Annotated in this window: 20 protein-coding genes and 1 pseudogene; 2 read left to right on the top strand and 19 right to left on the bottom strand. The window is 50.9% G+C overall.

Translation table 11 applies throughout. From position 1 onward, the window contains the following. Positions 1–40 precede the first annotated feature (40 nt). The 7 genes and pseudogenes from ACOQPM_RS11190 to ACOQPM_RS11160 form a co-directional block, all read right to left on the bottom strand. Positions 41–1,255 (bottom strand): annotated as a pseudogene (locus ACOQPM_RS11190) (PIN domain-containing protein). 100 nt (positions 1,256–1,355) lie between these two features. Next, positions 1,356–1,811 (bottom strand): GNAT family N-acetyltransferase, encoded by a 456-nt coding sequence (locus ACOQPM_RS11185; RefSeq protein ID WP_420629343.1) that lies wholly within the window; start codon positions 1,809–1,811, stop codon positions 1,356–1,358. Between the two features lie 93 nt (positions 1,812–1,904). Continuing rightward, a complete protein-coding gene (locus tag ACOQPM_RS11180; RefSeq protein ID WP_420629342.1) occupies positions 1,905–2,168 on the bottom strand; it encodes a hypothetical protein in 264 nt (87 codons plus the stop codon). Continuing rightward, the gene (locus tag ACOQPM_RS11175; RefSeq protein ID WP_420629341.1) at positions 2,165–2,395 is read right to left on the bottom strand and encodes a hypothetical protein; all 231 of its coding nucleotides are present in this window, start codon (positions 2,393–2,395) and stop codon (positions 2,165–2,167) included. The genes ACOQPM_RS11180 and ACOQPM_RS11175 overlap by 4 nt, the downstream gene beginning before the upstream one ends. A 72-nt stretch (positions 2,396–2,467) precedes the next feature. Then, positions 2,468–3,265, bottom strand: coding sequence for a phosphotransferase family protein (locus ACOQPM_RS11170; RefSeq protein ID WP_420629340.1), 798 nt, complete (start codon positions 3,263–3,265; stop codon positions 2,468–2,470). Positions 3,266–3,320: 55 nt separating this feature from the next. Further along, a complete protein-coding gene (locus tag ACOQPM_RS11165) occupies positions 3,321–4,319 on the bottom strand; it encodes an aldo/keto reductase (protein WP_420629339.1) in 999 nt (332 codons plus the stop codon). Between the two features lie 59 nt (positions 4,320–4,378). Beyond that, a complete protein-coding gene (locus ACOQPM_RS11160; RefSeq protein ID WP_420629338.1) occupies positions 4,379–5,710 on the bottom strand; it encodes a M24 family metallopeptidase in 1,332 nt (443 codons plus the stop codon). Positions 5,711–5,722: 12 nt separating this feature from the next. Here ACOQPM_RS11160 and ACOQPM_RS11155 point away from each other — a divergent pair, with 12 nt between their 5' ends. After that, positions 5,723–7,849 carry a choice-of-anchor Q domain-containing protein gene (locus ACOQPM_RS11155; RefSeq protein ID WP_420629337.1) on the top strand — a complete coding sequence of 709 codons (2,127 nt, stop codon included), beginning with the start codon at positions 5,723–5,725 and terminating at the stop codon, positions 7,847–7,849. Positions 7,850–8,130: 281 nt separating this feature from the next. On the opposite strand, the gene ACOQPM_RS11150 is transcribed toward ACOQPM_RS11155, so the two are convergent. Next, a complete protein-coding gene (locus ACOQPM_RS11150; protein ID WP_420629336.1) occupies positions 8,131–8,496 on the bottom strand; it encodes a phage holin family protein in 366 nt (121 codons plus the stop codon). A gap of 48 nt (positions 8,497–8,544) precedes the next feature. On the opposite strand from ACOQPM_RS11150, the gene ACOQPM_RS11145 reads away from it, so the two are divergent. After that, complete coding sequence (locus ACOQPM_RS11145) at positions 8,545–8,808, top strand: hypothetical protein (RefSeq protein WP_420629335.1); 264 nt, start codon at positions 8,545–8,547, stop codon at positions 8,806–8,808. Positions 8,809–8,858: 50 nt separating this feature from the next. On the opposite strand, the gene ACOQPM_RS11140 is transcribed toward ACOQPM_RS11145, so the two are convergent. The 11 genes from ACOQPM_RS11140 to ACOQPM_RS11090 all read right to left on the bottom strand — a co-directional run bounded on the left by ACOQPM_RS11140 (position 8,859) and on the right by ACOQPM_RS11090 (position 19,223). After that, positions 8,859–10,205: an alpha-glucosidase gene (locus tag ACOQPM_RS11140; protein WP_420629334.1), complete on the bottom strand. Its 1,347-nt coding sequence runs from the start codon at positions 10,203–10,205 to the stop codon at positions 8,859–8,861. Positions 10,206–10,452: 247 nt separating this feature from the next. Next, positions 10,453–10,650: a hypothetical protein gene (locus ACOQPM_RS11135; protein ID WP_420629333.1), complete on the bottom strand. Its 198-nt coding sequence runs from the start codon at positions 10,648–10,650 to the stop codon at positions 10,453–10,455. Between the two features lie 15 nt (positions 10,651–10,665). Continuing rightward, on the bottom strand, positions 10,666–11,826 hold the full coding sequence (locus ACOQPM_RS11130; protein ID WP_420629332.1) for a potassium channel family protein: 1,161 nt from the start codon (positions 11,824–11,826) through the stop codon (positions 10,666–10,668). A 31-nt stretch (positions 11,827–11,857) separates the two neighbouring features. Then, positions 11,858–12,220, bottom strand: coding sequence for an SDR family NAD(P)-dependent oxidoreductase (locus tag ACOQPM_RS11125; RefSeq protein WP_420629331.1), 363 nt, complete (start codon positions 12,218–12,220; stop codon positions 11,858–11,860). Between the two features lie 67 nt (positions 12,221–12,287). After that, on the bottom strand, positions 12,288–13,442 hold the full coding sequence (locus ACOQPM_RS11120; RefSeq protein ID WP_420629330.1) for a cytochrome P450 family protein: 1,155 nt from the start codon (positions 13,440–13,442) through the stop codon (positions 12,288–12,290). Between the two features lie 16 nt (positions 13,443–13,458). Further along, the gene (locus ACOQPM_RS11115; protein ID WP_420629329.1) at positions 13,459–14,271 is read right to left on the bottom strand and encodes an SDR family oxidoreductase; all 813 of its coding nucleotides are present in this window, start codon (positions 14,269–14,271) and stop codon (positions 13,459–13,461) included. Positions 14,272–14,307: 36 nt separating this feature from the next. After that, positions 14,308–15,237 (bottom strand): oxidoreductase, encoded by a 930-nt coding sequence (locus tag ACOQPM_RS11110; RefSeq protein WP_420629328.1) that lies wholly within the window; start codon positions 15,235–15,237, stop codon positions 14,308–14,310. Positions 15,238–15,307: 70 nt separating this feature from the next. Continuing rightward, positions 15,308–15,874 (bottom strand): TetR/AcrR family transcriptional regulator, encoded by a 567-nt coding sequence (locus ACOQPM_RS11105; protein ID WP_420629327.1) that lies wholly within the window; start codon positions 15,872–15,874, stop codon positions 15,308–15,310. 89 nt (positions 15,875–15,963) lie between these two features. Beyond that, complete coding sequence (locus ACOQPM_RS11100; protein ID WP_420629326.1) at positions 15,964–16,755, bottom strand: alpha/beta hydrolase; 792 nt, start codon at positions 16,753–16,755, stop codon at positions 15,964–15,966. Between the two features lie 25 nt (positions 16,756–16,780). Then, positions 16,781–17,203 carry a secondary thiamine-phosphate synthase enzyme YjbQ gene (locus ACOQPM_RS11095; protein WP_420629325.1) on the bottom strand — a complete coding sequence of 141 codons (423 nt, stop codon included), beginning with the start codon at positions 17,201–17,203 and terminating at the stop codon, positions 16,781–16,783. Positions 17,204–17,561: 358 nt separating this feature from the next. After that, positions 17,562–19,223, bottom strand: coding sequence for a L,D-transpeptidase family protein (locus ACOQPM_RS11090; RefSeq protein ID WP_420629324.1), 1,662 nt, complete (start codon positions 19,221–19,223; stop codon positions 17,562–17,564). Positions 19,224–19,361: the final 138 nt, after the last annotated feature.

Raw genomic sequence — 19,361 nt, 5'->3', positions numbered from 1 at the left:
GTCCTTTAGTTAGTCAATATCTATATTGTCTCTTTAGAAATCAAAATGGAACATCATCCACATCGAACCCAGAGCTCTTCATAGGCTTCCATTCAGATACCAAAGTTGTATGGAAACTAAAATGTCTTAATGCAGTGGTGACCGAAATTGCTTCTTTCACAATTTCATGAGCTAACGGTACTTTTTCAAACTTCTCTTTTACGGCTAAGAAATCGAATCCGATTGTAAAAACAGACCCACTAAAATCTAACAGTTTTGCAACCGAAAGATAAGCTCTTAAAGTTTCATCTCGACTCCCAACATACCTTAGAATGATAGGCCAATTTGAAACGATTAAATCTAGTTCATGATTTTTCCGATCCAATTCTCGAATCTCATTAACAGCTTCATCTTGGCGTTCGAGCTTTAAAAACCTTTGAGCGAGCTCGATAAATCGGTGTGTTTGATACATATGAAAATCAGATTGTGCCTTTTCAAGCATTTCTTTACGCAATTCTGGTCTTGCACCAATTGTTTTACCTTTTAATCTTAACCACCAATCAGACTTAACATCACCAGTAACAAAAATCAATGGCTTATGCTCTGATTCTATGAAGTCGAGCATTTGCATCCATAAAATCGCATCACCGTACGCTTTGGGTTCTGGATCACCTTTTTGAGGAACCTTCTTGCTTTTCACATCTTCATAACCAGGAGGAATATCCATAGAATATCGAATTTTTATAACCTCGTATTTTTTATCAAGCTCTTCTTGGGAATACGGTATACCAACTTTATTTGAGAAAAGCTCAGTGATTACCTCAAGTAGCCCATCTGACGATAGGTAATTTGGATGGTGAGATTCCATTTCATCCAAGACAACCTGTAATTTTTCTTGAGCGGTATTAATTATCTTGAAGAGTTCCTCAGCTTTTATAAAAGGATGTGGACGATTTCCTTTAAGATTCAAACCCTCTATATCAGTTTTTAATCCCCCAAAAGCTTGTTGAGCCATTTTTCTGATTTCCTAATATGGTTGCAGCTGATTCAATATTACACTTTGTCGATTTTTATGAAATTCGAACGCCACTTGATTCGGAATCCAAATTCTGTCTTTCAGCAAAAATAAAATCTCTAAGAAACGCTCACGCGTTTGAGAGGTGTATCTGTAAATATCCAAAAGGACATTTGCATCAAAAGAAAAAACACAATCTTGCCAGATTTGAGCAAGTTGTAACTCTGAAAGCCTGTAGTAATGTGGAAACAAATTTCTCATTTATCTGATGGATTCCGTGATGTTTTTGATAATAAACAAACATTAAAAAATGGCTAAACATTGTAAACGAAAAACGGCAGTTTCTCCACCCACCTTTCAATTACCCAAGCTGCTTGGTCATGCGCACGCAGGCCAGTTCGCCGTGCATCATTTGTTTGATGGTTTGCCAGCCAGTGGCTTTGTAGAAGGGAACGGCCGTTAAGCTCGCATCCAGCCAAAATTTAGTTACCCCACAGGCAAGCGCGTCCTGGCAAGCTGTTTCCATAAGGGCGGAGGCCACGCCACGACGCACAAAATCGGGGTCTACAAAGAGGGAGCACAGTTCATTGGTGGCCGGATTCCAGCGCACAAAGCCAATCAGCCGATCATCTTCCTCTGCCACGAAAACGCAGTGCTTTTTCAGACGCGCTTGCTGCCGCGCCAGCGTGCTGTGCTTCACCCAATCGGCTAGTTGTTCCAGGCTATAATCCGCCGCACAAAGCGACAAAACGGAGCGGTTATGCAGTTGCCAAATCGCTTCGGCATCAGCCACTCTCGCCACGCGAATCTGCATCATGACACTTTCTATTCAAGCTCAATGTAAAATAAAAAAGCGATGGCTCAACACTATCCCATCGCTTCGCATATCACATTTCTAAGCGTTGCCATATTACCCAAAAAAGCGTTCATAATCGTCATGGCTCCCAATCCAGAACCATGTGATCGTATTACCTTCAAAGATACCAAGTGCACGGTAGCCCAAAGTCACGCGCACAGCCCAAATATTTTCTTGGCTGTTAATGCACTTGAAGCGTAAGGAAGGGTGAAAGGGATTTTCTCGCCACAGAATGTAAGCTTTTCTGGCTCTTTTCTGGATGGTTCCATCAAGTGAGCGATATGCCTTCCAGAATGAAGGCAAGGTTGCCGACTTCATAACTGCTCATAATCCATTGGTTCCGACTTGCCCGACGCAATCTCTGCCCTGGCTTTCCTGGCAGCTACAATGAGCTGATCTTGTGTCTTTTCAAACAGCGCATCCCATTCACTTTCTTCTTGCATTTCGGCAATAAAATCACGCAGTTGCTCCACTGCTTGTTCTTGAGCAGCTTCCGGCAAAGATTCCATCATTTTTTTCATGGTCGCAATTGCTGTAGATGACATTTCCATTTTCCTCAAACTAAACTCTATCTAGCCAATTTTCTGCATCCATTGTAAACGAAAAACGGCCGTCTCTCAATCCACCGCCTTCTCCGCCTGCGCCAGCAACCATTGTTCTAGCTCTGGGATGTTTTCACTGAGCCGGGCAGCGGCAACGATGGGGAGCCAACGGCCGTATTCCCCCCTCCCTTCTGACCGCAAAGAAAAATAGTGGCGCAGGTACAGCCTGTGGAACAGCCGCACAAACATTTTATCCGTACGCTTTGGAGTCTGGCTGCTGGCGGCTGCGCCCAAAGCAATAATGGACGAACGTGCCAAATCTGCCAGCGGATTGCCCCGCGTGGCATCGATCCAATCAATAATGATTTCACTTTGCGGTGAGGCCATCACGTTGCCCGGATGAAAATCACCGTGGCAAATTTGATTGCCATCTGGCATCTTGGCCAAAGTAGCTAAAACACGCACCCGCAAAGCGTCTGGCAATGCTTTTGCAGCCTTAATTTTTCTCACTAGCCGCTCACGCTGACGGGGAATCTCTGGCTCAAGCGGATTGGCGTGCATCTCGACGTGCATCTCCGCCATGCGCCGTGCATATCGAAAAATGGTCCACGGCTTGCTGGGCATCACCTCAAACAGCGATTTCCCCGCCACCCGCTCGTAGATAAGTCCGATACGGCCGTTCACTACCACCATCTCCCCCACCGCAGGCACCGGCAGGCCGCTAGCGTAAACGGCGCGGGCCATTCGGGCTTCGTATTCAATATTTTCCCGCCCAAACCAGTCGAAAAATAGCTTGAGGATCTGCCCCTCTTCCCAGGCATAGATTTCGGCCGTTGCGCCGTAAGCAATCGGAGAACCAAGCTCAAGATTCATACGCGCCTCAAAATAAACCGCCCGCACTTTTCTGCGGGCGGCTCTGTCGTTCTTGTTACCAAGCGTAGGCTTGCGGGGCTTCGCCGCCGGGGCCGGGGAAAATTTCATCCAGCTTTTGCAGCGTTTCGTCGTCCAGCTCGATTTCCGTGGCGCGCACGGCACTTTCTAGGTGCTCCATCGTGCGTGGCCCAATAATGGGTGCGGTGACGATGGGATTGTGCAGCAGCCAGGCCAGTGCCACTTCCCCTGGCGGATGGCCAATCTCGCGGCAGAGGGCTTCATACTTTTCTAATTGGTCTCGCTTCTCGTTGACCATCCTCTCAAAATGCTCCCCTTTGCGCCGCCCGGTTTCCAGTTTTTCCAACGCGCCGCCTAGCAAGCCACCTGCCAGCGGGCTCCAGGGAATCAGCCCCAAACCGTAGTGGCGGCAGGCGGGGATGACTTCCAGCTCAACCATGCGGTTATCCAAATGGTAAATGCTTTGCTCGCTCACCAAGCCCATCATGCCCCGTTTAGACGCCTCCTGGCAGGCAGTGGCGATGTCCCAACCTGCAAAATTGCTGGAACCAACATACACCACCTTGCCCTGGTCAACCAGACTGCCAAATGCTTGCCACGTTTCATCCCAGGGACAATCCCGGTCAATGTGGTGCATCTGGTACAGATCAATCCAGTCGGTTTGCAGTCGCTTGAGGCTGCCTTCGCAATGCTTGCGAATTTTGTAGGCAGAGAGGCTACGGCCGTCGCTGTTCACTTCTGGTAAGTTAGCTTTGCGATCCACGGGATTGTACACTTTGGTCGCTAGCACAGTGGCATCCCGCCGTCCGCCGCCCAGGGCAAACCAACGTCCGATGATCTCTTCAGTGTGCCCTTGCTCTACTTCCCAGCCGTACACATCAGCCGTGTCGAAGAAATTGATGCCCAGTTCCAAGGCGCGATCCATAATTTTGTAGCTATCTTCTTCGCTAGTGTGCCAGCCAAAATTCATCGTGCCCAGGCAAAGGTTGCTCACGAGTACACCATGTTTGCCGAGTCGTTTATGTGTTACTGCCATGTTGAATCTCCTTTTATGATTGGTGGGAAACGGCCGTTTCTCCACCTCACTATTAAAAATTAAAGTATAAGCTCGGCTTCATACGGATAATGCGATAGCAGTTCATACCCATCCTCCGTAATCAACACCTGATCTTCCAGCTTGACGCCCGGCCCGCCTTCCCAACGCCCCACGTAGCTTTCTACGCAAAGCACCATGCCGGGGATAAGTACGCCATCGCAGGTCAGTTCGTTCCAGTTCCAGGGATAAGGCACGTCCGGATATTCGTCGCATAGGCCAACGCCGTGATAAAGGCAAGAGTAGTAGCGGAACTGTTCTTTAGGATAGACCAACGATTTGTGACTCAACTCCTTAAATGTGACGCCTGGGCGCAACATCTCCCTGTTCTTCTGCACCTGCTCATACGCCATCGTGTAAATCTCTTTTTGTGCAGGCGTCGGCTCTCTATCCCCACACAGCCAGGTGCGCGAAATATCTACGCAGATGCCATACGGGCCAATCAAATCGGTATCGAAGCCCATCAGCTCACCCGCCTGAATTTTGCGGCTGCTGCACTCCTGAAACCAGGGATTGGCGCGTGGGCCAGCCGCCAGCAGCCGCGTCTCGATCCATTCACCGCCGCGGGAGATATTTTCTGCGTGCAGGTAGCTCCACAGCCGCTGCTCTGTGATGCCCGGCTGGAAATGGTCGCGCATGATGTCAATGGAGCGATCACAGGCGACGATGGCGCGGCGCATCGCCTTGATCTCCTCATCATGCTTGATCAGCCGCGCCAGCTCCATGATTTCTTCCCCGTTCTTGATTTCCAGCCCGTGTGCCTCTAGCGCGTGAACGGCCGTTACCGTGCCATGATCTAGCGCCAAGCGTTTATTGCCACCCCCGTGTTTTTCTACCAAATCGGCGATTTCTGCTGCCCAAACGGCCGCTTTCGCCTCATAATTTTCCCCTGCCCCAAAATAGTAATGGCTGATCGCCGGCCGCACTTCCGTCACCAGCGGATTGTGGTCGCTCAGAAATTCGCAGCCGTGAAACTCAAAAATGATGACCGGCCCCTCCGTGGCTACAAAGGCATACCGCGCCGCGTTGTGAGTGATCCAAAGCTGCATGTTGGTGCTGTCGGTGGCGTAGCGGGTGTTCAGCGGATCGTAGAGCAAGATGCCTGCGTAATCGAAGGACCGCAGCTGCTCCCGCACGCGATCCAGCCGATATTGCCGGATAAATTGCAAATCGGGCGCGGGCAAGCCCGCCTCGGCCCATTCCGATTCTGCCAATTCGCCGGGGCCAAGTACGTGCATGTGTAAACTTTTGGCATACTCAATTGTCTCGGCGGAAGGCTGCTGCAACGCGCTAATTTTTGAGCGGTGCTTGCCGGTAATGGAGGGGGTCGTCATGAGAAACTCCTTTTGGGGAACTTTTATCCGATTGCCAAGCGATGTGCGCGTATTGCTGGCAAAAATTATACGGTAAGTACGGCCGTTGCCAAAAACCACCCCGTACCAAAGTCACCTTCAACACGGCCGTTTCCTGCCGCACAATATCCCCAGAGCAAACAGAAGCGACCCCCGCGTGAAGAACGGCCGTCGCAAAGGAAGCACACCACCATGAAATTGCGAGTAAAACCAAAGACGCAGGCCAAGCAGACACCCTCAGCCAACAAACAGCTATCAGGTGAAGTGGGGATATTGTTGGTACTCCTCATCATCCTCGTTGTGCTGTTGGCCACAAAAACGGCCGAAGGAGCTGGTACAGTGGGCAATGGCACCCCAGCAAGCTGCACAGAAGCCGCACTGGAAACAGCCTTAGCAGGCGGCGGCAGTGTTAGCTTCAACTGCGGCGGCAGCCACACCATCACCCTCGCCAGCCAAAAAACCATCAACAACGACACCACTCTTAACGGCGGCGGGCAAATCACGCTCAGCGGCGGGGACAGCACCCGCCTGTTCAATTTGCAAAACGGCGCTAGCTTCACCCTGCAAAACATCACCCTCACCGACGGATTTAGCAGTAGCGATGGCGGGGCGATTTACGTGGAGCGACTCAGCACCCTCACCCTAACAAACAGCGCCATCAACAGCTCCACGGCAGCTAACGGCGGTGCCATTGCGCTCAATGGCTGGGGTTCCAGCGACGTTGGCGGCACGCTCATCGTCACCAACAGCAGCTTTAGCGGCAACCAATCTACCGCAGCAGCAATCGCGGGCGGCGGAAACGGTGGTGGCGCACTCTACATCACCGGCGGCTCAACCGCCACCGTGAGCGGCAGCACGTTCAGCAACAACAGCTCCGTCAACGGCGGGGGCATTCATATCCTGGGGGCCAATCTTACTGTGAGCGACTCGACGTTCACGGGTAATGTGGCCAACAATAGCGTCGGGGGCGGCGGTGGGGGCGCAATTTACGTGGACGGTACCAAAAATTTCAATGGCACAATTGACATTTCGTTGAGCACCTTCACCAATAACCAAACCAATCAGCTAGGCGGCGCGATTTTTAGCTTTCCGGAAGGCACCGGCAGCACACTCATCGCCCAATCGCTGTTTGACGGTAATTCGGCAACCGGCGCTGGGCAAGGGGGCGCCATCTACCACCAAAGCGCCACTAGCAACGGCCCACTAAACATTAGCGACAGCACCTTCATGAACAACAACGCCCACGCTACAGACGGCAGCGCTAGCTCTGGCGGTGCGCTTTGGCTGCTGGATGCACCCGTGACGATTACCAGCAGCACCTTTGACGGCAATGATGCCACGACCCCCATCGCTCTGGCTGATGATGATTGGCGACGCGGCTTTGGCGGGGCGATTCGCACCAGCGACGACACCACGATTGTGAACAGTACGGTTGTAAACAATACGGCGGGCTTTGTGGGTGGCGCGATTGCTGGGCCGGCGACGGTCCGCAACACAATTATTGCCAACAACGATGGAGACAACCCCTGGGACATCCAGGAAAATTGCACAGTGGTGTTAACCAATGGGGGCAACAATATTCAATTTCCGCAAAAAACGACGGGGAATTGGAATGATTATGAATGTTTTGGGGGGCAAACGGCCGTAAATCCCCAGCTAGGCACAATCGGTGACTTTGGTGGCCCGACACCCACCGTGCCGCTGCTAGCCGGCAGCCCAGCCATAAACGCAGGCAGCAACTGCCCCGCCACCGACCAGCGCGGCTTTGCCCGCAACGGCGTTTGCGACATCGGCGCGTACGAGTTTGGTGGGGGGCTGCTCATTAACAGCATCGCGCCCCCCTGGTCTGGGCTGGACGATGTGCAAGATGTGCTACTGACGGTGCAAGGGGCGGGCTTCACGCCCAGCACGGTGGTGCGCTGGGAAGGTGCGGATCACGCCACGACGTATGTGAGTCCTTTTGTGGTAACGGCCGTTCTCCCCGCATCTGATCTCAACAGCCTCGGCAGCTACGCCATCATCGTCTACGATCCGGATCGTAGTTTGGAGAGCGACCCGGTGAGCTTCACGGTGGTAAGTGTGTTGCATGAGACGTATTTACCGGTGGTGATCCGGCCGTAATTATCCAGGATTATTGGCGGATCAAGAAGTAGCTGAGTTCATCTGCTCTTCGAGAATGACAATAAGAACAATCCCCAAAAAGGTGATGAACAGTGAAAGCAACGGTGAAACACCTGAAATGAGAAGGATCGCAACGGCCGTTGCCACCTGGGTGACCGAAAAAACAAAATAAGGTCAAAAAACAGTTCAATGAAGGTTGCCCTTTGATCTTCTGGTAGGTGATAGGCGGGGAACTGCTTGGCGGTAGGGAGATGGCTCACTATCTCCCTACCGCAGAAAGATCAATCGTTTTTCTTCTGTTTGTCGTCATCCTTCAGGAACACACCGAGGAGCCAGCTCACTACACTAATCACCAAACTACCCAATAGAGCAGCACCAAACCCATCAACAGTTAAAGCGCTGCTAATGGCATCAGTCAACATCAGCATTAGTGCGTTGAGTACAAAAACAAACAATCCCAAGGTCACTATAATGAATGGGAGAGAGAAGATCGTTAATATTGGCCGAACGATTGCATTAACAATGCCAAAGATCAACGCCACAAACAAAATAGTGGCAAAGCTCCCTTCAAGAGTAACGCCATCAACAATTTGTGCCGCTGCCCAAAGTGCGGCTGCGTTAATCAATAAACGAATAATCAGTTTCATGTTTACCCTCCTACAAGGTAACCTGTTGTCATCTAATTGTTAAAATCCATGTTTATTAGATTTCTTTACGGCTGCGTGCATCTTGAAGTTGCATCCTTCCTGGAAGAGCCGAAGAGAAGATGCATTTTAAGTTGGTTACAATTCCTACCGGTTGTCACCGCAGAATTAGGCATCAGCGAAGAAGCGTTGCACAATGTATTAGACGAACCGGGACAAGGTTTGCCTGATTTGGAAGCCGCTGCCCAACAGCTTACGGTTCCTGTGGAAGCGCTACAAACTGCGTTGGGGGTACCGAATGGGGAACGGCCGTAAACAAACGGAGCCTCCGCCGACAATAAATTTTGCGGTGGGGGTGGGCAAGCTTATTCCAAATAGCCAAGCCAATCTTGTTGATAATCTATCATCGTGTCCAGCATTTCGGCCATGCCTTGATACCGGGTCACAATGGGGTCAACTAGCAATGCTTGCAGGGCTAGCTCCCGCGATTTATGCAGAATCGCTTCAGCCGTCATGTCGTGAACCGCTACCTGATTGCGTAACAATCCCAAAAAGCCCTTTGGCAACTGCCCCATCGGAATGCCGTGAATCCCATTTTTATCAACCTTCGCTGGCACTTCAACGACGAGCCAATCGGGGAGTTCATCAATAAAGCCGCTGTTGGGAATGTTGACAGCGGGTTCTTCATAACCAGAATCCGTCATCATGCCCTCAACAATGGGTACGATCCGCTCTTTTATTTTTTGCTCAATTTTTGGCTCGACTTTGGTCAGATAATTTTTGTAGAAGCGGTAGAAATCATTGATCCCTTTGTGATCGGTCACGTCATAGGCCCACTGAATATATTCACCAAAATGACTATCACTGGTAATGGGCAGCACGCCAAACCGCTCTAAAACCGCCCGGAAGACGCCTCGCTCCGGCCACGCTTCAGTTAATACCTTAGGCGCATTGCCATTCACAGATGCAGCTTGGCCCGTTTCTTTGAAATACTTTCTTGCCGTGTCCAGTAGCGGCATGTTACCAAAAAATTCGGGCGCGAGCGCCAGAATGTCTGGGTAAGCATCTGCACCTGTATCCCGATAGGTTGCTGTGAGCACAGCACTAAAATGGTTAAGGCCAGCAGCACGGACGGACAGGTCTGTGTACGGCCGTTCCAACACCAGCGGCAAAAACCGTTCCAGCGACCTAATTTCATGACATAGACCAATGAAGTTCAACTCTGGGAAGGCGCGATGCACAGTGGTACAAATTCGGCTCATGGGGTTGCTAAAGTTAAACACCATTGCATCAGGGCAAATCGCCATCACATCCGCGCAGATTTCCAGGATGGGCGGCGTGATCCGCAGCGCGTGGAATAGCCCGCCGGGGCCACCATTTTCACCATACACCTGCTGAATGCCAAACTGCTGCGGAATTCGCCAATCCATCTCCCACAGCTCAAACCGATCCCCAATTTCAATGGAAATAATGACAACATCAGCTCCCTGCAACGCCTCAGCCCGGTTGGTAGTGGCCGAGATCGTGTAGGGCAAGTTGTGGGCATCAATATACGCCTGGCCAGTCTCCTGAACCACGCCCATCGTCACCGGGTTAATATCATGAAGTACAATATGGCTACCGGCCAATACCTCGCTTTGGAAAACGTCCCCAATCGTACCGTAACCAAATTGTGCGCTCCCTGCGCCAATCAAAACAATTCGCTTTGCCATAAACAATTCACCTACCTAATAAAATTTTACGAATTATAAGTTACTTCTTGCCAGATGACCCGCATTAGCAACGCAAAAACCCGCCTACTTGTGGCGGGTTTTTCCAGAACAGACTACTTTTAAAAGTAAAAGATTAGGACTTAGGCACTTTCCGGGCGGTGGCCCGCGTCCCGCCTTGCCACTTAGCCAGCCCGGTCAGGAGACTGGCCGGAGCGACTACGTAGGTCCTGAAGAGCTCAGTTTTGCACTAAGACAAAGGAATTTCTTCTGCTCCTAACATTTCGACCCATACACGGAAGCTGTAAAAAACAGGAGCTAGCAACACCAGAAGAACAACAATTAATTCTAAAAAGGTAATGCTGCGCTCTTCTTCTCGATCCGCAAGCCTGCGCGGTGGCTGCCACCATTGCCGAAAATTTTGCCTAATCAAGTTCATCAAGTTCATCTACTTCTCTTCCTCTCACTTGCCATCAGATTGTTGATCCATTTTGGGGGCAAACGCGATCAACACATCGTTAGCCTGCAGTACCTCGTCGGCAGTCGGCGAATAATGGAACGCACCATCACGCCACACCGCTAGCACTACTACTTGATGCTGGTTGCGTAATTGCGTCACGCTTTTTCCTACCCAGGCAGGATAGTCACTGATTATGAATTGCTGCATATCATAAGTTGACTGCGCTTTGAATGAGACTTCCATCCAAAAATCGCCAATCAACGGGTTCATCATCCAGGATTGAACCTGCATACCACTCCCTTTTTCGGGAAAAATAAGCTGATCTGCACCCGCAATCTGGAGTTTGGGGCCATTTTTATCGTCATAAACCAGCGCCAGGATACGTAACTTGGGATTATCCATTTGGGTGGCGAGTGCCCGTGCGCTGATAACAGCAAACAGATTGTGCTCATCGCTGTCGAGGGCGGCAACAATTCCTCTTGCACGGTCAATGCCGGCGGCGATCAAGGTGCTGTCGTCAGTGGGGTCGGCCAGTAAATAAGGCACATCAACCCGCTCTGTCAACTCTTCCAACGATAGCTGTTCATCTTCAGTTACATCAACAGCCTGGGTAAGGTCATAGTAATGGCCGAATTTTTTCTGCAGATACTCTATGTCCAGATAAAGCAGGGCGCGGCGCAGTTTCTCTTCATCTTGCTCGACCAAAATGATGGGCTGGTTGTCTCGTTGAAAAAAGAACATCGCTTTGCGGCTGATGGCATTGCCGCCACAAACGATGATGTGGTTTTCTAAACTCGCTATGGTGCTCATGCGTTGCTCCTGAATATGACGTTGGACTCGTTCTTGCTCCCATCTAATGACCCCTGCGGCCAGGGTAGAGATGGCGTAGCTTGCCAAACCAATGGCACTTAATGTAAAGAAGATGGCAAAAAGCCGCCCGCCCACTGTTTGCGGCGAAAGATCACCGTAGCCAACTGTCGTGATTGTAATAATGGTAGCATACAGGGAATCCGGCAGTGACCATCCTTCAAAATAAGCATAGGCGATAGTTCCAATTCCGATCAAGATCACGATTGGAAGGATTGATAAACCGAAGCCTGAACGGTTTAATTTTTTCATTAGGGGGGTAATTGTGTTTTTCCAAAAAACATTCCACCATAGCATATGCCAACACCTCAAAATAATCTGATAAACCTTAAGCCATTGAGCCTAGCTGTGCATGTGCATAATGAATCCCGGTCAATTCTGATAGCATAATCTCAGCTTTCGCATTAGGTATTTCCATCTGGATTTCAGCCAATGCTGCTTCAGCTTTTTCTAAACTGCGGCAGGCCAGAATTGTGGTTGCACCCTTGCGCGCAAATTCCTTGGCTGCTTCAAAGCCAATGCCGCTGTTGGCTCCGGTAACAACAATCACTTTGCCCGTCAAGTCTGGCATGCTGGCTGTTGTCCATTGCTCAGGCAAAACGGCATTATCGCTCTGCTTGCCATTCATTGCCCGATAAACACCAATCCCCGCTAAAATAAAGGCAAGGTCACCAAGCCATTTTTTGTTCATATAACCATCCTTTCTTGGGTTCCAAGCAAGGCAACTCTGCAGCCTGCCCGAATCATTTCTTCTAGACTTACCAACGAACGAGCAACCGGGTCAATCCTCGCACAATTGCGCTGTCGTTATAACTAAGTTTGGCTGCTGGAACAGCTAACTGGAGCGTTGGCAACCGTTTGAGCAATGTGTTAAACGCAATTCTGGCCTCTAGCCGCGCTAGCGGTGCGCCAACGCAATAATGAACGCCGTAGCCAAAGCCCATATGTTTATTTTGCTCGCGCCTAACGTCCAGTGTGTCACCCCCGGCAAAGGTTTGCAGATCGCGGTTAACGGCCGCCAAAATAACAATGACAGTTGTGCCGCGTGGTAAAAAAGTGTCGCCAATGGTTACATCTTCGGCCGCATAGCGCGTTGTGGTCATTTCAACTGGCCCTTCATAGCGCAAAAACTCTTCGATAGCGTTATCAATCAGGTCAGGGTTGTGTTGCAGTAACGCAGCCTGGTCTGGATGTTGCAGCAAAGTCGCCATGCCGTTGCCAATGAGGTTGACCGTTGTTTCGTGCCCCGCCACGATAAGCAAGGCAATCATACTGAAAAGCTCCTGCTCAGTCAGGCGTTGGCCATCTTCTTCTGCATGAACCAGGCGCGAGATGAGATCGTCTTGGGGATCATGCCGACGCAAATGAATTATACGGCCAATATATTCCACAAACTCAAATAGCGAATTGCCAGACGGATCGGCCTCGTTAGAAATGCCGATAAAGGCATGTGACCAACTGCGAAACTTGTGGTGGTCTTGAGTTGGAATGCCTAGCAGTTCGCAAATGACGATGATGGGCAGGGGAAAGGCAAAATCTTCGATGAGGTCAGTTTCGCCTTTCCCCTCAAATGCGTCAATGAGCTGATCGGCAATCTCCTGAATGCGCGGTGCAAGTGCCTGGATCGTGCGGTTAGTAAACGCTTTGCTTATGAGCGCACGCAGCCGCGTATGGTCTGGCGCATCCCGACTAAGCATGTTGTCGTAGAGCAGGTCAAACGTGGTAGGCATCAGGTGGGTCATGATGCGTTCCCGGTCGCTCATCAGATTGCGGTAATCTTTGATAAACCGCTTGTGATCGCCCATCACCTGCCGCGCTTCATCGTAGCCCACCACATAAGCCGTGCTGCCTTGTTTGATGATACGGCCGTATGCCTCATGAATGTTGTTGTACTGTTCGTAAGGTGTCGTCATATTTTACCGAACTTGCTTAAGACAACATGCGCTCCCGCATACTAGCTATAAAGGCATCATCGCCAACCTGCTCGCGCATGGCATACGTTTGCATGGCATCATCCCCCAGCAAGTAACGCAGTTGGGTTTTGCCGTCGGTGGCTGCTTCATAAATACCTGCCGCGATCTGTTCGGCCGTACTTGCTGCCAAACCAGCGTTTGCCCGAGCTGCCATAAATTTCTGAACGGCGGGCAAATAATCTGGCAGATCATCGGGAACAGCCATATCAAGAGAACGGCCGCTAAAATCAGTGTCCACACCACCAGGTTCAATCAACTTTACCTGGATGCCTAGCTCACCCAGTTCATACGCCAACGATTCAGTAAAGCCTTCCACCGCCCATTTAGTGCCGTGATACAAGCTTACAAACGGGAAAGTGACCCGTCCGCCAATCGAGGAGACATTCATAAACATGCCCGCATTGTTAGCTCGGAAATGGGGCAAAAAGGCGCGAGTTACTTCCATCAATCCAAACACATTGGTATCAAATTGGCGGCGGATACGGTCAGCCGATGCTGCTTCGAAAGGACCTACCAAACCATACCCGGCATTGTTTAGCACCACATCTACGTTGCCAAAGTCTGCCAAAATCTGCTCGGTGGCATTTTGAATAGAATTATTGTCTGTCACGTCCATTTGATAAACAGTGACGTTCTCAATTTGGGTTAGTTCGGTTTCTTTTTCAGGTGTACGCATGGTTGCAGCCACTTTCCACCCTTGTTCGGCAAAATATTTTGCGGATGCTTTGCCAATACCAGAACTTGCACCTGTAATTACAATGGTTTTCATTATGATTTCTCCTAATTTGATTTGTTTAAGCGGTTGTTAAAACGTGTAGCGAATTCCTGTCAGTTCTTCAGAGACTTCCCAGAACCGCTTGAGAGCAGCAGCATCATTGAGGACATCGTTGCATTCCTGTTCAGCCGGATACCCGCGCACTCGGAATGTTTTCGGGCCGTAAAATACGCCCCCTTTGACATCTGGTGCTACAGAGGCATAAAGTTGCGGCAGCACCCCCATGCTTATATCTTGCGCCATCAATCTCTCAGCAATCGGATACAGAATTCGCTCAAATAGCGGCCTGCCAGATTGCTCCAGGCTGTTGGTTTGCAAATTGGTCATCACCAAGCCGGGGTGGGAGGAATTGGCAATAATATCGTGTCCGGCTTCCTTAAGCCGTCGGTCTAGCTCAGTGGCAAAAGCGGCGTTTGCTAGTTTGCTTTGCCCGTAAGCTGTCCAACGGCCGTATTCCTTCTCGCCCATCAAATCATCAAAATTGAGTTCGCCACGGAAGGCCGCGCTGCTAGAAGTGTTGTGTACACGGGAACCAGGCGTTTTAGTTAGCACGTCCAACAGCAGCCCCGTCAGGGCAAAGTGAGCCAGATGGTTCACACCTAGCTGCATTTCAAAGCCATCTTCGGTTTCTGTGCGGGGAATAGCCATGACGCCTGCGTTATTGAGCAAGATGTCGAGGCGATCATATTTGGCTTTGAAAGCGTCAGCAAAGGCACGCACAGAGGCCAGGCTAGCATTATCCAAAGCCATCACGTCTAACTTGGCGTTTGGTACGACCTGTAGCACCTCGGCTTTTGCCTTTTCCGCTTTGCTCAGATTACGACAGGCCATCACAATCGTCGCACCCTTCGCTGCCACTGCTTTTGTTGATTCAAGCCCCAAGCCGCTGTTTGCACCAGTGATGATGACAACCTTTCCTGTCAGGTCAGGCATATCATTTTGTGTCCATTTGTTGCTCATAAGATTACACTCCTATTTCATTCAGTTGACCATTCAAGATTGATTAGTCAGTCATTCGTTATCAAAAAAACTACTGCGTAACGCCCTTCCAGAAAACATCAAAGCCTTGTCCGATATGGCGGTTGAGGGGCATATCGGTTAGGTTGTTTTCGGTGGCATAGTGAACGGCCGCTTCCAACTGAGCATAAAAAATCCGTCCCAGATAGTCGGGAGCCACATCCACCAGCACGCCATCGGCAATGCCCTGGACAATCATGTCATAGGCAAAGGCCATCTCCGCCTCCTGGCTCTGCTGCACCTCTTTGCTCACCAAATCCGACAGCTTTAGCTGCATCAGCAAGCTGTACCTGACTGGAAAACGAACGCCCCAATCTATAAAACGAAACCAGACATGCTCAACACGCTCTTTCAGGGTGCCATTTTCAGGATAGCCAGTCATCATATGCCCCATCCATTCTTGCTTAAGCTGCCTGTACACAGCGTCAATCAGCACATCCTTTGATTCAAAGTAATTGAACAGCGTACCGGTAGCCACGCTTGCGTGTTTGGCAATGCGGGAGGTGGGTGTATTCCAGAACCCTTCTTTGGCAAAAAGGTCAATGGCGGCCTCGATGATCTGTGTGGCTTTGTCGTTCATGGGCAACAGCATAACATAGATTGACTAATCAGTCAATACCTATTTTCAGAATAACAATGCTTTGGTTGCACTGTCCGCAACTATAGCAATTAGTTGACAATGTTTTCGCGGAGCCAATTCTGAATGTAAGCAGCAACCTCGCGCCAGTCTGGTTCTAGCATGAGGTTATGCCCCATGTTTTTGAAGATGTGGCATGGTGCTTTGTAGGCAACGGCCGTGTCACAAATCGCATCCGGCAAAACAGTCCCATCATATTCTGCCCCCAACACCAGCATGGGAACATTGATGTCATACGCCTGCTTCAATGGCGGATTCATCTCTTGCGTCGCTGTCCATGACTCCTTTTGCAGGCGTTCGCGACAACGGGTCACAATCTCCTCCGGCGTGCTGGGTGAAAACATGATGTTCCGAACGCGACGATTGTCTGGGTAAATTCGATGAATATCACGCCATAAACTGGCAATGAAAAATCGCCCCGGATGCGTTCGCAACAAGCGCAATGATTGTGAAAGCATCCCGGCAAAGGGGGATGGCGACATCATCACCACGCCCGATGTCGCATAGTTGGCCGCAAAGCGTTGGACAATCAAACCGCCCATTGAATGCCCGATGACAACGGGAGGGTGAGCCAATTTTTCCGCCACAGACGCGACATCTGCAACATAATCATCTATACGCACTTTTTGCAGCGGTTTATCTGTTGCGCTGCCGCCGTGCCCACGCAAATTCAAGGCAATTGCCTGGTAACCAGCCTCAGCAAAAAAATCGAGGAAGCCATCTTGCCAACACCATGCGCCTAAGCAGGCACCATGCACAAAGAGTAAAGGAGTTGAGAAAGCAGCGATTTTGGATTTTCGCTCAAACGTTTCAATATAAACCATAAGCTACTTCTGACCTCTGAGTACGTTATTCTCCGTGGATGGTCACCACCAGGTGACGACTGCCACCCCGGTTGCGGTGTTCGCAGAGATAGATGCCCTGCCAGGTGCCAAGATGAAAACGGCCGTTCCTCACAGGCACCGTCACTGAACTTCCCAGAAGCACCGCCTTGATGTGGGCGGGCATGTCGTCTGATCCTTCATAAGTGTGTACAAAATAGGGGGCGTTTTCAGGTGCCAGCACGTTAAAATGGCGCTCCATATCCTGCCGCACCGTCGGGTCTGCGTTTTCGTTCAGCGCCAGTGAAGCAGACGTGTGCTGGATGAATATGTGCGCCAACCCCACCTGAAAGTCGCGCAACGCTGGCAACTGCTGGCTAATTTCGGCCGTTATCAAATGAAACCCACGCGCTTTGGGCGTTAATGTAATCTCTTTCTGAATCCAGGTCACAGAAAAATTGTACCAAAAAACAGAGATTTTACTTTTCGCGGTCGCGCAGGAAAAAGAAGAGGGTAACGCCTACGGCCGTAATCAACAAAATCCCCCCACCTACCAAAATGAGAAACATGAACGACATTTCACGCCTCGGTTCAGCGCTCTCGCTGCTGCCAGAAGTAAAGACCAGCAACCACAGCGACAACCAGCACCCCACCACCACAAACAATAATCGCCAGTTCAGCAAGGCCAAAACCAACCATTATACTTACTCCCGATCCTTCAAAAAGAAATGGAGGCCAACACCAATAGCGGCCAGCGTTAGCCCAACCCCGCACACAATCAATAACATAGCCATCAACAGCTTAATCCTTTAGGGTAGAATCTCTACAATGACGCCCTGCTCGGCCCACGCATACAGTTGGGCGGCGTTTTCATTGCTCAACAGTATACAACCATACGTCACGGGCGTCCCCAAATTGCTGGTCCACAGCAGATTGACACCATCGCGGGTGGGGAAGCCGTGGAAGCCATTCATAAAGGCGACGTTGGGTGCAGGCTGGTAAATACCCATGAAGTTGGGCATCCACAAATCCCAGTTGGCGGCGTAGGCATTGGGTTCATGCGTTTGAATCTGGAAGACGCCGGGGGCGGTGGGGCTAGAGGCGATGCCGGTGCTGGCCAGCCATTCCCACTTGAGTGCGCCATTTTCATACACCCAGGCGCGCTGCTGGCTAATGTTTACCACAATGCGCTTGCTATCTACTACCGGGTATGGCAGCAAATCATCTGGTGAGGGAATGGTGATAGTTTGCCCAACGGTGAGCGCGTCAGCCACATCTGGGTTGGCAGCCTGAATCCAGGGATAGGGAATGCCCACTTTGCGCCCAATGCTGGCAAAGGTATCGCCCGGCTGCACTGTGTACTGGCTGGGGCTGTGGTAGATGCGTAGCTCAATGCGCTCTTGCTGGTTTTTAATGGCGTCGGTAACGGCCGTTAACGCCAGTTCCCCGTCCAAATACCGATTTTCGCCCAGTGCGGCGTTGCGCTCGGCAAAAAATTGGTCTGCTTTGTGGGGGTCAACTGCCCACTCAAACTGGGGCGGATAACCAGAAACAACCTCCAGGGTTAGCCAATCGCCCCATACCTGCGGGCCAACAACCCAACTCACGGCCTCATTCCGCACGGGGTCTGTAGCATGGATGGTGATGGTGGTGCTGAGCAACGCTTCTGCCTGAGCCACCGCACCGCTCACGTCGGTGATGGCAGCGGGAATGGCTTGCATCACGAGTAGAATTTGGCCGTTTTGGGTAACGGCCGTTGCGCCATTCTGCACCAAAGCCGCGACAGTCGCATCTACATCCAGCATTTGCCCGTCGGCAGCAGGGGTCGTGGCAACCTGCCCATTTTGGATAATTAGCCCAGCGTTTACCGGTTCAATGGCTAATTCTCTAGCACGGGCTTGGAGAGTGCTTTGGGCAACGGCCGTATCCAACATCCAAATTGGCTCCACGGTCATCGCCCCGGTTTGAACAAATTCGAACCAGGCGGCGGGAGTACGGCCGTACGCATACGCGTTTTCGGCCGTGGTGGGGGCATTCAGGGTCAGCCCCAGCTCTTCAGCAGAAATGAGCCAGACCGTCTCACCCTGCGTCAGGCGCACCGTTTGCTGGCTGGCAACATCGCTCAGAGCGGAAGCCGCTTCGCTTCGCGTCAGACGGCCAACGTCTACACCGATCACTTCTACGCCGGGCAAAATCACATCGCTCATAAAAAGCAGGCTAGCGCCAGCAACGGCCGTAAAGCCAAAAGCCAGCAAGGTTAGCAAGATTAAGCCGAAGAAGAAATGTTTGAGGAACGGCCGTCTACGCCGAAAGGTGTGTGGCTGTGGCTGCGTGGCTGCTGCCGGGAACCAAAGCTGGGTCGGCGCATCGGCCAGCGACTGTGTTTGCGCTGGGGTGGGCAGTTCAGTCACCACGCGCTGTGGCGCAGTTGGCCTGCGGAAAAATTGGGTTTTGAGTTCGCTGGTTTGCATTGATAATCCTATACAACAAAGAAAAGTTACACATTAACAACGATAGCTTACTGGACTTGGTTCTACTTTGCCTGACGCTTGCCTGATTGCCGCTATGCTGAATGGCTACGGCCGTTCTTGTGCCATAAATAGAAAAAG

Origin of the sequence: Candidatus Leptofilum sp., assembly GCF_965223525.1 — a bacterium.
Classification (GTDB): Bacteria; Chloroflexota; Anaerolineae; order Promineifilales; family Promineifilaceae; genus Leptofilum.
The sequence above is the reverse complement of the archived record's forward strand: the minus strand, read 5'-3'. Positions and strand labels throughout refer to the sequence as shown.